The organism is Stutzerimonas sp. VN223-3 (assembly GCF_045999685.1).
Lineage (GTDB): Bacteria > Pseudomonadota > Gammaproteobacteria > Pseudomonadales > Pseudomonadaceae > Stutzerimonas > Stutzerimonas stutzeri_AR.
Genome location: NZ_RBEC01000002.1, coordinates 1,183,606 through 1,196,014, shown reverse-complemented (window position 1 = coordinate 1,196,014; position 12,409 = coordinate 1,183,606). Strand labels below are relative to the sequence as shown.

Here is a 12,409-nt window from a genome sequence, read left to right as displayed (position 1 = left end):
ACAGCGGTAGCACCGACGGCCGACTGTTTATCGGCGAGCGTGGAGGTAGCACTCCCTCGACCTAAGCATCGCACCCATCAATATCGACACGGTGCGTCCGCATCCTTGCCAAGGACGCCGTGTCGCTGCGGTCCAGTCACTCGATAAACGGCGCACTTCGTGCCAATAACGCGCTGATATCCACTCCGCGCGGCAATGTCCCGTACGCCCTCCCATGCCCCTCCAGGCGACTGGCGATGAAGGCATCAGATACCGCGCTGTTTCCGGCTTCGAGCAGCAGCTTGGCCTGCAGCGCGACGGCGACGTCTTCGGTGAGCTGACGGGCGCGGTATTGGATGTCGCCGGTATCGGCGAAGGCAGTCTGCAACCGGCCGATATGTGCCTGCAGCCGCGCATCGCCGTGGCCATCACCGAGTTCGGCGAACAGCACGTCGAGCACACCGGTTTCCTTCGATAGCGCGCGCAGCACGTCCAGGCACTGCACGTTGCCGGAACCCTCCCAGATGGAGTTCACCGGCGCCTCGCGATACAGCCGCGGCATGATGGTGTCTTCGACGTAGCCGGCGCCGCCCAGGCATTCGCTGGCCTCGGCGATCATTTCTGGCGCGCGCTTGCAGATCCAGTATTTGCCGATCGCCGTAACCAGCCGGGCGAACTTTTCTTCTTGTTCGTCGAAGGAATTATCCAGCGCGCGGCCCATGCGCATGGTCAGCGCCAACGCGGCCTCGCTTTCCAGGGCCAGATCAGCCAACACGTTTTGCATCAGCGGTTGCTCGGCCAGCACGCGACCGCCCACCTGGCGATGCGCGCAGTGGTGCATGGCTTGGGTCAATGCCTGCCGCATCAACGAACTGGAGCCGATCATGCAGTCGAAACGGGTCGAGGAAACCATCTCGATGATGGTCGGCACGCCGCGCCCTTCCTCGCCGATCATCCAGGCTAGAGCACCGCGATACTCGACCTCGCTGGAGGCATTCGACCAATTGCCCAGCTTGTTTTTCAGCCGCTGGATGTAGAACTGGTTGCGGGTACCATCAGGGCGGTGCCGCGGCAGCAGGAAGCAGGACAGGCCGTTGTCGGTCTGCGCCAGGGTGAGGAAGGCATCGCACATCGGCGCCGAGCAAAACCACTTGTGCCCGATCAGTTCGTAGAGTTGCCCCGGGCCTGCAGCGCCGACCGCGTGGGCACGCGTGGTGTTGGCGCGCACGTCGGTGCCGCCCTGTTTCTCGGTCATGGCCATGCCGATGGTCACGCCGGCCTTCTGCTCCATCGGCAGGTTGCGCGGGTCGTATTCACGGCTGAGTATTTTCGGCAACCAGAGATCGCCGATACCGGCTTGCAGGCGCAGCGCGGGCACGCTGGCGTAGGTCATGGTCAGCGGGCAGCTGCTGCCGGATTCGGCCTGGTTGTGCAGATACATCAACGCTGCACGCGCCACTTGGGCGCCGGGTTGTGGGTCGGTCCAAGGCAGCGAGGGGATGCCATGGGCGATCGCCGTGCGCATCAACTCGTGGTAGGCCGGATGAAATTCCACTAAGTCGATGCGATGACCGTAGCGGTCATGGCTTTTGAATACCGGCTTGTTTTCGTTGGCGAGAAAGCCCGCCGTCATCAAGGGGCCGCCTGCCAGCGCGCCATAGGTGTCGAGCCGCGATTCGGCCCAGCCGCCCTTGTAACGTCGCACCCATTCCTGCAACGGCAGATCAAGGCGATACAGGTTTACGCCGTCCAGTGGCGGCACCTGATTCAGCACCTCGTGGGTTTCGGCGTATTGATGCAAGCTCATGGCGGTCTCCTCGGCAGGCGGAAGCGACAAATCGGCCTGGCTGAAGACGCGCTGCGGTGTTACCGGGAATTGCTCCGCTCACCGTTTGATCATTGCCGGGCCGATGCGGACCAGCTCTCGCGACGATCCACGAGAAGAAGTGAAGCACGCATGATCGCGTTGAAAAAGCGCGGTTTCGGCCAACCTGCGAAGCGAATTCGCCTCAGCGGTTACGCCACGCAATTCCTTGCAACTCTTATATCGGGCGAGTGCCGGTCGAGCCTTCAGGACAGCTGGAACGGCAGGCGCACCTGAAAGTGACTGCCGCGGCCCGGCTCGGAATGGTACGCAATGCTTCCGCCCTGCAACTCGATAAGCTGCCGACACAGCGAAAGGCCAATACCGAGGCCACCGTACTGTCGGGTCATGCTGCCGTCCAGCTGGCGGAAGTATTGGTAAAGCGAGTCGTCGGTGGGCGCTTCGAAACCGACGCCGGTATCGATCACCTCCACCTCCAGAACGAACCGGGACTGATCTTCTTCATGCCCATTCATCGCCAACGTCACGCCACCCTGCAGGGTAAATTTGATGGCGTTGTCGAGCAGGTAACCGAGGCTCTGCTTCAGTTTGGCAACATCGCCCACCAGGGCATCGGGCAGTTGATTGCTCATCTGAAGATCGAAGTTCAACCCGCGCGCAGCCGCACGGGCCCCGTAGAGCATGTACAGCTCGTCGACCATCGTCCGCAGCCCGAACGGCTCCTTGCGCACCTGGAGCTTTCCTGCCTGCAGTTCGGTCAGGGCGAGTATGTCGTTGACCAGCCGCATCATATCGCGCGCCGAGCCGGTCGCGATGCGCTGGTATTGCTCCAGTTCGCTGTTCAGCTCCAGCGTTCGCATCAGGTCGAGACTGCCAATAATTCCATGCATCGGGGTGCGCAATTCATGGGTTACGTTGGCCAGGAATTGATCCTTGAGGCGGTTGCTTTCGGCCAGCTCACGGTTCATCTCTTCCAGTTGGCGGCCCGTCTCCTCCAGCATCAGGGCGCGCTCTTCCTTCATCGCGTTGATCCGGTCGGCCAGCGCGAGCGACAACAGAGCCACTTCGATGGCGGAGCCGATCTGCCCCGCATACATAGTGAAAAAGTTATGCGGCAGATAGCCCAGGACCATCAGGGTGTTGATTTGCCCACCGATCAGAAAGGTCGTCCAAGCGATCAGGAAATAGCGCGCGACGCGCATTCCCCGATACCAGGCAACGATGCCCGCAACGAAGATCGCCAGGATGAACCACAGTGCCAAGAAGGTCGCCAGACGCAGCGCCAGCGCGTAGCTGGAGGTCAGCGACAGCACCATCGTCAGCACACCGAGGCCCATCAGCGCTATCAGCGTCCCGTCTATCCATGGGCTGTGCGTGCGGGTGTGCAGAAAACTGCGGGCGAACTGACAACCGAAGACGCCAGCCGCACCGATCAGAAACGGTGTGGATGCATTGGCCCACCACGGTGAGTCCGGCCAGAAATACTGCACGCCCAAGCCGTTGACCGACACCTGGTAAAGGCCGAACGAGCCGATATAAAGAATGTAATAAAGGTAGCTGCCGTCGCGGACGCTGAGATAGATGAACAGGTTGTAAACCAGCATCACCAGCAGCACACCGTAGATGACCGCCAGCACATAGATATGCGCCGACTGCTCTTCCAGGTAGGCCAACGGCGCCCATAATGTCAGCGGCACCTGGATCGAACCCTGGCTTTCCAACCTCAGATAGACGCGCTGCGGTTGATTGGGCGGCAGCTCCAATTCGAATAGATGATTGCGCTGTTTGATCTGCCGTTCGCTGAACGGCAGCGCGTCGCCACTCTGCTGGGCAAGGTGGTAACCACCTTGGCCATCCGGCAGATACAGGTCCAGATGATCCAGCGGCGGGTAAGCCAGTTCCAGCCACCAGCGACTGCGCTCGCTGGATCGATCGACGCGGTATTGCAGATCGACACGCAACCAGAAGGCCGAACGCGAATAACCCGCGTTGAGCACGTCCTCGTGATGGTCGACGAAGCGCCCGGCCTCATCGAGCGCAAGCACGTCGTCGATGCTGGCGTCCCGGGTGGGATCTTCCAGCACAGCCATTACCTGTCCCAACGGCAAGCGCCGGGTGCTTTCGTCGAGCTCGACTGCGCTCGCCAGAGTCGGCAGCAGACCGAGAATGAATATAAGGAAGTGGCGCATGGCAATGAAAAACCTGTCGAGCCGCGTCAGGAGAATCCGGCTCCCCTGAAGACACGAGGCCCTAAAAAATGGTGGCACTTTAGCATGACCTTTTAACCAACGAACCAGCAGCAAGCTTTGTCCTGCCTAGCGGTTGAATTTGGCAACATCGCCAATCGTCTGCCCAAGCCGGCCAGGATGATTGGTGATAAGCTCGCACGCCACGAAAATCTGGCTGTGCCTCGCCCCGGCCAATCCCACTACGCACATATCGGGGAACCCATTCGATGACCGGCCCTTGCTCCCGCCCTGTCGTTCTCTGCCTTTCCGGCCACGACCCGAGTGGCGGTGCCGGACTACAGGCAGACATCGAAGCCCTGATCGCTCAGGGTTGTCATGCGGCCCCGGCCGTCACTGCATTGACCGTGCAGGATACCGTCGATGTGAGCGATTTCCGCGTTCTCGATCGCGACTGGGTGCTGGCCCAGACCAATGCCGTCATCGCAGACTTGCCGGTTGCCGCGGTCAAGCTGGGAATGCTCGGCTCGGTAGAAATGGTCGAGACGGTACTTGAAATCATGCAGAAGCTACCCGGCGTGCCGCTGATTTGCGACCCGGTGCTGCGCGCCGGTGGCGGCGGCGCCCTGGGCAAAGACGAAGTCGGCTATGCCATGCGCGAGCAATTGTTCCCAGTGGCCACCATCGCTACCCCGAACTTGCCCGAAGCGCGAATCCTCGCCGAGTTGCCTGAAGGCAGCGCCGATGAATGCGCCGAAAAGCTGCTTCCCTATATCCGCCACCTGCTGATTACCGGCGGACATGGCGACGAGACCGAGGTGCACAACCGCCTCTATTCCCGCGACGGTAGTCAGCACGACTTCAGCTGCCAACGCCTCCCGGGTAGTTACCACGGCTCCGGCTGCACCCTGGCGAGCGCTCTCGCCGGCCGCCTGGCCCTTGGCGAAGGGCTTGCCAGCGCAGTGAAGTCCGCCCTCGATTACACCTGGCGCACCTTGCGTGACGCCGAAGCACCGGGCCGCGGACAGTACATTCCGCGCCGGCTGCCGCTGGACTTGAGCTGAGGCTGAAATGAAAGACAACACCAAGCTGCGCGGCCTCTACGCCATTACCGACAGCACGTTGCTAGCCGATGGACGTCTGCTGCCGTACGCCGAAGCGGCCTTGAAAGGCGGCGCTTGCCTGCTGCAATACCGCGACAAATCCAGCGATGACGCCCGTCGCCTGCGTGAGGCCGAGGCGCTTCGCGAACTGTGCGACCGCCACGGCGCGCAACTGATCATCAACGATGACGCCGAGCTGGCCGCGCGTCTTGGCGCTGGGCTGCATTTGGGGCAGGGAGACGGATCGCTTTCCGCTGCACGTGCCTTGCTCGGGCGCAAGGCGATCATCGGCGCGACTTGCCATGCGCAACTGGAGCTGGCCGAACAGGCCGTTGCCGAAGGCGCCAGCTATATCGCGTTCGGCCGATTCTTCGACTCCAACACCAAGCCCGGCGCTCCGGCAGCCACGCTGGAACTGCTCGGGCAGGCGCGCCAGCGTTTCAACCTGCCGATCACCGCGATCGGCGGCGTGAAACTGGAAAACGCGCCGAATCTGATTGCCCACGGCGCCAGTCTGATCGCTGTGGTGCACGCACTGTTTGCGGCCGAGTCGGCGAGCGAAGTCGAACGCCGCGCACGCGCGTTCAGTGAGCTGTTCGTGGGGCATTGACCATTTGCCCGACTGCAATCGTTGCCCCCAACAACCTGTATTTCTGTATTCCCGTATCGAGAGGCTCCGCATGTCCCGTTCCGAAACCCTCTTCGCCAATGCCCAGAACTACATCCCGGGCGGCGTCAATTCGCCGGTACGCGCATTCAAGAGCGTCGGCGGCACACCGCTGTTTCTCAAACACGCCGAAGGCGCCTACGTCACGGACGAGGACGACAGGCGCTATGTCGATTACGTCGGCTCCTGGGGTCCGATGATTCTCGGCCACAGCCATCCCGAGGTGCTCGATGCGGTGCGCCGCCAGCTCGAGCACGGTTTGTCCTATGGCGCGCCGACCGCCATGGAAACCGAGATGGCCGAACTGGTCTGCAGCCTGGTTCCGTCGATGGACATGATGCGTATGGTCAGCTCCGGTACCGAAGCGACCATGAGCGCGATCCGTCTGGCCCGCGGCTATACCGGCCGCGACAGCATCATCAAGTTCGAAGGTTGCTATCACGGTCACTCCGACAGCCTGCTGGTCAAGGCCGGTTCCGGTGCCCTGACCCAAGGCGTGCCCAGTTCCGCTGGCGTGCCGGCCGCGTTCGCCAAACACACCCTGACGCTGCCGTATAACGATCTTGCGGCAGTCGAGCAAATGCTTGCCGAGGTTGGCAGCGATGTGGCGTGCATCATTGTCGAGCCAGTCGCCGGCAATATGAACTGCGTGCCGCCGGCGCCTGGCTTTTTGCAGGGGCTGCGCGCGCAATGTGACAAGCACGGCGTGGTGCTGATCTTCGACGAAGTAATGACAGGTTTCCGCGTCGCCCTCGGTGGCGCTCAGGCCTACTACGGCGTGACCCCTGACCTGACTACCTTCGGCAAGATCATCGGCGGCGGCATGCCGGTCGGCTGCTTCGGCGGCAAGCGCGCAATCATGGAATGCATCGCTCCGCTCGGCCCGGTCTACCAGGCCGGCACCCTGTCCGGTAACCCGCTGGCGATGGCCGCTGGCCTGACCACGCTCAAGCTGATCAATCGCCCCGGCTTTCACGACGAACTTACCGACTACACCACCCGCATGCTGCAAGGCCTCAAGGAGCGTGCGATGGCAGCAGGTATCCCATTCGTTACTACCCAGGTCGGCGGCATGTTCGGCCTGTATTTCAGCGAGGCGGACGACATCGTCACCTTCGACGACGTGATGACCAGCGATGCCGGGCGCTTCAAGCGATTCTTCCATCTGATGCTCGAGGGCGGCGTCTATCTGGCACCGAGTGCATTCGAGGCCGGCTTCACTTCTATCGCGCATGGCGACACGGAGCTTCAGCTGACCCTCGATGCCGCCGAGCGCGCCTTTGCCAAACTGAAATCAGCCTGATGCCCGAGCTGCTGCAAGCCTCGTTGCTGTCATTGGCCGCGCTGGTCAGTGCAATTTGGATCGGTAGTGCGCGGCGCGGCTACGGCGAACCCGACCAGCCCGCACTGTTCTGCGCTCTGCTCGCTTTCAGCCTGGCGGCCGGAACAGGAGCCTGTGCCGTCGCAAGACTAGCGTTAGGCCTCGACACCCTCGAAGCAGAGCGCTGGCTGTTGCAGGCAACCCTGCTGCTCGGCTTGCCACTGGTCGGTGTGGTCGCATTGACCCTGGGCCGCAAATGGATCTGGAGCCGGCCGACCTGGGGCCGCGTAGTAATCGGCCTGTGCGCTTTTTTCGAACTCGCCCGGCAGTTCGGCTGGAGCGCACCGTACGCCTTTTCGTTAGGCCTGCTCAGTGCGCTGTTGGTGATTTATGCAGGCCTGCTGCAATGGCCGGCGCGCCTGCAAGCCTTCGCTGGCGTGGCGGGCGGCGCTCTGATGTTGGCACTGTTGCCTTGGACCGGACTATCGATCGGCAACAACCCGCTCGGCGGTTATCAGCAGTTCTGTCTGGCGCTGGCGAGCCCCATCATCGCCTGGCTGTTGCTACACCTGCCTGGCAATCTTCGCGAGGAAACCCCCACACCCGCATAAAAAGCTGGGCGCGACCATCAAAGCCTTTGTAAGCCGGCGATAGCTTATCCATAATGTGACGGTCGGCTCGTTTTGCGCCGGACTTTCAGTCACCGCCCTGATCTTCGAGGCGCCTTGATTCATGACTCGCACCGGCCGCAGCCTGGCCCTTGGCTGCCTGCTGCTTCTCTCGCCCCCGCTGGCCATGGCGGGTGGCAATTCGTTGCTGATCCCGACGACTTCCCGTTGCGCTCTCAACACCGTCCCGGAAGAGATGCATGAAGCCCTGCGCGCCTGTGAGCAGGCCGCCAGCGAAGGCGACCTACAGGCTGCCTACGAGCTCGGCGAGTACCATTACGACGGTCGCCGCACGCCTCGCGACCTGACCAAAGCGTTGCACTGGTTCGAGCAGGCCTCGTTACAAGGCCACGCTCTCGCCCAACACCGCCTCGGCGTGATGTTCTTTCGCGGCGAAGGCGTGCCGGCAAATAACGTACAAGCTTACGTGGTGCTGAAAATGTCGGCGGTCAACGGCGAAGAGGAAGCACTCGACACCGCTGATCGCGTATCGGCGCAGATGCGCCGCGACGAGCTGGAAATCGCCACTCAGGTGCTAGGACAGATCTTCCGCGACTACCTGACGGACCTGCAAACCGCTGGCGAGAACAAACCTTTCGAGCAGTAACGGGCTTGAGGCTTGACCGCATCAGAGCTTTCCATGTGTTCGAGCCTCTTTACTCGTTTCAGCTTTCAGCCTCCTGCGCTTTCGCTTTTATCGTCCACGTCCTGGCCGTATAATCGCCGGTCATTTTTTGCACAACGCCGGCCCGTAACATGACCCGCAAGCTCTATATCGAAACCCACGGCTGCCAGATGAACGAGTATGACAGCTCGCGCATGGTGGATCTGCTGGGCGAGCAGCAACCCCTCGAGATCACTACAAATCCGGCAGAAGCCGACGTGATCCTGCTCAACACCTGCTCGATTCGTGAAAAGGCACAGGAGAAAGTTTTCTCTCAGCTGGGACGCTGGCGTGAACTGAAATTGGACAACCCGCAGCTGGTCATCGGTGTCGGCGGCTGCGTGGCGAGCCAGGAAGGCGCGGCGATCCGCGACCGTGCGCCCTACGTAGATGTGGTGTTCGGCCCGCAAACCTTGCACCGCCTGCCGGAAATGATCGACGCGGCACGCACCACGAAAAAACCGCAGGTGGACATTTCCTTCCCGGAAATCGAAAAATTCGACCGTCTGCCGGAGCCACGTGTCGACGGCCCAACAGCCTTCGTCTCGGTCATGGAAGGCTGCAGCAAGTACTGCACCTTTTGCGTTGTGCCCTACACCCGCGGCGAGGAAGTCAGCCGGCCCTTCGACGACGTGCTTGCCGAGGTGATTCACCTGGCCGAAAACGGCGTCCGCGAAGTCACGCTGCTCGGTCAGAACGTCAACGGCTACCGTGGCGCTACCCATGACGGGCGAGTCGCCGACCTCGCCGAACTGATCCGCGTGGTAGCAGCCGTCGATGGCATCGACCGCATCCGCTACACCACCAGCCACCCGCTGGAATTTTCGGACGCGTTGATCCAGGCCCATGCCGAGGTGCCGGAACTGGTGAAATATCTGCATCTTCCGGTACAGGCCGGCTCTGACCGTATTCTCGCAGCGATGAAGCGCAACCACACGGCGCTGGAATACAAATCCCGCATTCGCAAACTCAAGGCGGCGGTGCCGGACATTCTGATCAGTTCGGATTTCATTGTCGGCTTCCCCGGCGAGACGGAGAAAGACTTCGAGCAGACCATGAAGCTGATCGAAGACATCGGCTTCGACTTCTCCTACTCCTTCGTCTACAGCTCGCGGCCCGGCACACCGGCAGCGGATCTGACAGACGAGACGCCGGACGAAGTCAAGAAGCAGCGCTTGGCGATCCTGCAGCAGCGGATCAATCAACAAGGCTTCGAGAACAGCCGACGGATGGTGGGTACCCGCCAGCGCATTCTGGTCACGGATTACTCTAAGAAAGACCCAGGCATGCTTCAGGGCCGTACCGAGCACAACCGTATTGTTAATTTCCGTTGTGACAATCCGCGGTTGATCGGTCAGTTCGTCGATGTGCATATCGACGACGCTCTGCCACATTCCTTGCGCGGCACGCTGCATGAGCAGGCGGTGGGCTGAAAGCAGGCCGGCGCTGCAACTGACGTTCAAGCGAGCGTCAGCCGCCTGTTTACCCTGGATTGTCATGGCCGGTACGCCGATGCTTTTTTCGCCACGCGGCGCTATTCTCACCAAACCCTTATGCAGAGCAGGTCAATCAAAAGCCCTTGAACGCCCCCATAGAACCCCACCGTTTCACCCTTGAACCTTTTGAAGCCAACCGCTTCGCCAATCTCTGCGGTCAGTTCGACGAGCATCTGCGCCTGATCGAACAGCGCCTGGAGCTGGAAATCCGCAACCGCGGCAACCAGTTCGAACTGATCGGCCCGACCGATGTGGCCAAATCCGCGGAAAACCTCCTGCGCCGCCTGTATCGCGAGACCAAGAGCACCGAGCTGTCGCCGGATATGGTCCACCTGTTTTTGCAGGAATCAGGCATGGAAGAAATGGTCAATCCATCCACCACGCCGAACATTTCGCTGCGCACGCGCAAGGGCAATATCCGCCCGCGCGGCGCCAATCAGCAGCGCTACGTGCAAGCCATCCTCGATAACGACATCAACTTCGGCATCGGCCCGGCCGGTACCGGCAAGACCTATCTGGCTGTTGCCTGCGCCGTCGACGCACTGGAACGCGAGCAGATTCGCCGCATTCTGCTGGTACGCCCGGCGGTCGAGGCCGGCGAAAAGCTCGGCTTTCTGCCCGGCGATCTGGCGCAAAAGATTGATCCCTATTTGCGCCCACTGTACGACGCGCTGTACGAGATGCTCGGTTTCGAACATGTAGCGCGATTGATCGAGAAGCAGGTCATTGAGATCGCGCCTTTGGCCTACATGCGCGGCCGCACACTTAACAACAGCTTCATCATTCTTGACGAAAGCCAGAACACCACGCTGGAACAGATGAAGATGTTCCTTACTCGTATCGGCTTCGGCTCCACGGCGGTGATCACAGGCGACATTACCCAGGTCGACCTGCCACGGGGCACCAAGAGCGGCTTGACCCATGTGATCGATGTGCTCAAGGACGTCAACGGCATAAGCTTCACTCATTTCAAGCCCAAGGACGTCGTGCGTCACCCACTGGTACAGCGCATCGTTGAAGCCTATGAGGCGTTCGAAGGTAACCAGGACCAAGTCAGAAGGCGCGCAGCGCAGGAAAGCACTGGTGATTGAGCTCGATCTGCAATGCGCCAGCAATGGTGCGGTACCTGACGAAGCGGAACTGCGCTGCTGGTGCGAGTTAACCTTGCGCCAGCGCACCGCGGATTCCGAACTGACCATTCGCCTGGTAGACGAAGCGGAAGGGCGTCAGCTGAACCGCGACTATCGCGGCAAGGACTACGCCACCAACGTGCTGTCCTTTCCCGCCGATGTGCCAGACGGGCCGGGCGGCGTTCCGATGCTGGATATTCCGCTGCTTGGCGATCTGGTGATCTGCGTGCCGGTGGTCGAGCGCGAAGCGACCGAACAAGGCAAGGCGCTGCAGGCGCACTGGGCGCACCTGGTCGTTCATGGCTGCCTGCATCTGCTCGGCTACGATCACCTCGAAGACGACGAAGCCGAAGAAATGGAAAGCCTCGAACGTCAACTACTGGCAGAGCTGGGTCACCCCGACCCCTACGCCGACGAATAGCCCGCACGGGCAATTGCAAGGACCACTGAGTCAAAGACATGAGCGAAGACCGATCGAGCAACGGGCAAAAGTCCTGGTTTGGAAAAATCACCCAGGCTTTTGCCCATGAGCCGAAAACCCGTGAGGAGCTGCTGGACGTATTGCGCAGCGCCCACCAGAACAAATTGCTGGATAACGAAGCCCTGGCGATCGTCGAGGGCGCCATACAGGTCGCAGACCTGCAGGTCCGCGACATCATGGTGCCGCGCTCCCAGGTGATGAGCATCAAGGCCGACCAGTCGCCTAAGGAGTTCCTCCCAGCAATCATTTCCGCCGCACACTCGCGCTATCCGGTTGTTGGCGACAGCCTCGACGAAGTGATTGGCGTGCTGCTGGCCAAGGATTTGCTGCCACTGATTCTGCAGGACGATCAGCACACCTTCGACATCAAGGATCTGCTGCGTCCAGCCACTTTCGTGCCCGAATCCAAGCGCCTCAACGTGCTGCTGCGCGAGTTCCGCGCCAACCACAGCCACATGGCCATCGTCATCGATGAGTACGGCGGTGTTGCCGGCCTGGTGACCATCGAAGACGTTCTCGAACAGATCGTCGGCGATATCGAAGACGAGCACGACATTGAGGAAGACAGCTACATTCGCCCGCTGCCCAGCGGCGACTTCCTGGTCAAGGCGCTGACGCCGATCGACAGCTTCAACGAATTCTTCCAAAGCGAATTCCCCGATGAAGAATTCGATACGGTGGCCGGCCTGGTCATGAACAGCTTCGGCCATTTGCCCAAGCGCAACGAAGTGGTGGAGATCGGTGACTTCCGCTTCCGGGTCCTCAACGCCGATAGCCGACGGGTGCACATGCTGCGGCTCACACGCACGACAGGCGAAAATCGATAAAAGCTGCAAGCGATCACTGTGTGGGCTGGCGCCAAAGGGCTTGTGAAGCTTCTGCTTTAACT

Annotated in this window: 10 protein-coding genes and 1 pseudogene; 9 read left to right on the top strand and 2 right to left on the bottom strand. The window is 61.0% G+C overall.

Annotated features, from left to right (window positions below; translation table 11 throughout):
* Nucleotides 1-136: 136 nt before the first annotated feature.
* Both D7241_RS14125 and D7241_RS14120 read right to left on the bottom strand, forming a co-directional pair.
* Nucleotides 137-1,786, bottom strand: coding sequence for an acyl-CoA dehydrogenase family protein (locus D7241_RS14125; RefSeq protein ID WP_408102039.1), 1,650 nt, complete (start codon nucleotides 1,784-1,786; stop codon nucleotides 137-139).
* Between the two features lie 281 nt (nucleotides 1,787-2,067).
* Nucleotides 2,068-3,993: pseudogene (locus D7241_RS14120) on the bottom strand (7TM diverse intracellular signaling domain-containing protein); the annotation flags it as partial.
* 266 nt (nucleotides 3,994-4,259) lie between these two features.
* On the opposite strand from D7241_RS14120, the gene D7241_RS14115 reads away from it, so the two are divergent.
* The 9 genes from D7241_RS14115 to D7241_RS14075 all read left to right on the top strand — a co-directional run bounded on the left by D7241_RS14115 (nucleotide 4,260) and on the right by D7241_RS14075 (nucleotide 12,347).
* On the top strand, nucleotides 4,260-5,054 hold the full coding sequence (locus tag D7241_RS14115; RefSeq protein WP_408102038.1) for a hydroxymethylpyrimidine/phosphomethylpyrimidine kinase: 795 nt from the start codon (nucleotides 4,260-4,262) through the stop codon (nucleotides 5,052-5,054).
* A gap of 7 nt (nucleotides 5,055-5,061) precedes the next feature.
* Nucleotides 5,062-5,703, top strand: coding sequence for a thiamine phosphate synthase (gene thiE / locus D7241_RS14110; protein WP_408102037.1), 642 nt, complete (start codon nucleotides 5,062-5,064; stop codon nucleotides 5,701-5,703).
* Nucleotides 5,704-5,773: 70 nt separating this feature from the next.
* A complete protein-coding gene (gene hemL / locus D7241_RS14105; protein WP_408102036.1) occupies nucleotides 5,774-7,063 on the top strand; it encodes a glutamate-1-semialdehyde 2,1-aminomutase in 1,290 nt (429 codons plus the stop codon).
* The gene (locus D7241_RS14100; RefSeq protein ID WP_408102035.1) at nucleotides 7,063-7,692 is read left to right on the top strand and encodes a hypothetical protein; all 630 of its coding nucleotides are present in this window, start codon (nucleotides 7,063-7,065) and stop codon (nucleotides 7,690-7,692) included. The genes hemL and D7241_RS14100 overlap by 1 nt, the downstream gene beginning before the upstream one ends.
* A 121-nt stretch (nucleotides 7,693-7,813) precedes the next feature.
* On the top strand, nucleotides 7,814-8,356 hold the full coding sequence (locus tag D7241_RS14095) for a tetratricopeptide repeat protein (RefSeq protein ID WP_408102034.1): 543 nt from the start codon (nucleotides 7,814-7,816) through the stop codon (nucleotides 8,354-8,356).
* 149 nt (nucleotides 8,357-8,505) lie between these two features.
* Complete coding sequence (gene miaB / locus D7241_RS14090; protein WP_408102033.1) at nucleotides 8,506-9,846, top strand: tRNA (N6-isopentenyl adenosine(37)-C2)-methylthiotransferase MiaB; 1,341 nt, start codon at nucleotides 8,506-8,508, stop codon at nucleotides 9,844-9,846.
* A gap of 146 nt (nucleotides 9,847-9,992) precedes the next feature.
* Nucleotides 9,993-11,000 carry a PhoH family protein gene (locus tag D7241_RS14085; protein ID WP_408102032.1) on the top strand — a complete coding sequence of 336 codons (1,008 nt, stop codon included), beginning with the start codon at nucleotides 9,993-9,995 and terminating at the stop codon, nucleotides 10,998-11,000.
* Complete coding sequence (ybeY, locus tag D7241_RS14080) at nucleotides 10,993-11,460, top strand: rRNA maturation RNase YbeY (RefSeq protein WP_408102031.1); 468 nt, start codon at nucleotides 10,993-10,995, stop codon at nucleotides 11,458-11,460. Before D7241_RS14085 ends, ybeY begins: the two co-directional genes overlap by 8 nt.
* Before the next feature lie 38 nt (nucleotides 11,461-11,498).
* Nucleotides 11,499-12,347, top strand: a complete 849-nt coding sequence (locus D7241_RS14075) for an HlyC/CorC family transporter (RefSeq protein ID WP_255977486.1) — start codon at nucleotides 11,499-11,501, stop codon at nucleotides 12,345-12,347.
* Nucleotides 12,348-12,409: the final 62 nt, after the last annotated feature.

Bases quoted from the DNA above. Each gene is read 5' to 3' on its own strand.
- D7241_RS14100 (WP_408102035.1), top strand. From the start codon at position 7,063: ATGCCCGAGCTGCTGCAAGCCTCGTTGCTGTCATTGGCCGCGCTGGTC.
- D7241_RS14125 (WP_408102039.1), bottom strand. From the start codon at position 1,786: ATGAGCTTGCATCAATACGCCGAAACCCACGAGGTGCTGAATCAGGTG.
- D7241_RS14115 (WP_408102038.1), top strand. From the start codon at position 4,260: ATGACCGGCCCTTGCTCCCGCCCTGTCGTTCTCTGCCTTTCCGGCCAC.
- D7241_RS14075 (WP_255977486.1), top strand. From the start codon at position 11,499: ATGAGCGAAGACCGATCGAGCAACGGGCAAAAGTCCTGGTTTGGAAAA.
- D7241_RS14095 (WP_408102034.1), top strand. From the start codon at position 7,814: ATGACTCGCACCGGCCGCAGCCTGGCCCTTGGCTGCCTGCTGCTTCTC.
- miaB (WP_408102033.1), top strand. From the start codon at position 8,506: ATGACCCGCAAGCTCTATATCGAAACCCACGGCTGCCAGATGAACGAG.
- thiE (WP_408102037.1), top strand. From the start codon at position 5,062: ATGAAAGACAACACCAAGCTGCGCGGCCTCTACGCCATTACCGACAGC.
- hemL (WP_408102036.1), top strand. From the start codon at position 5,774: ATGTCCCGTTCCGAAACCCTCTTCGCCAATGCCCAGAACTACATCCCG.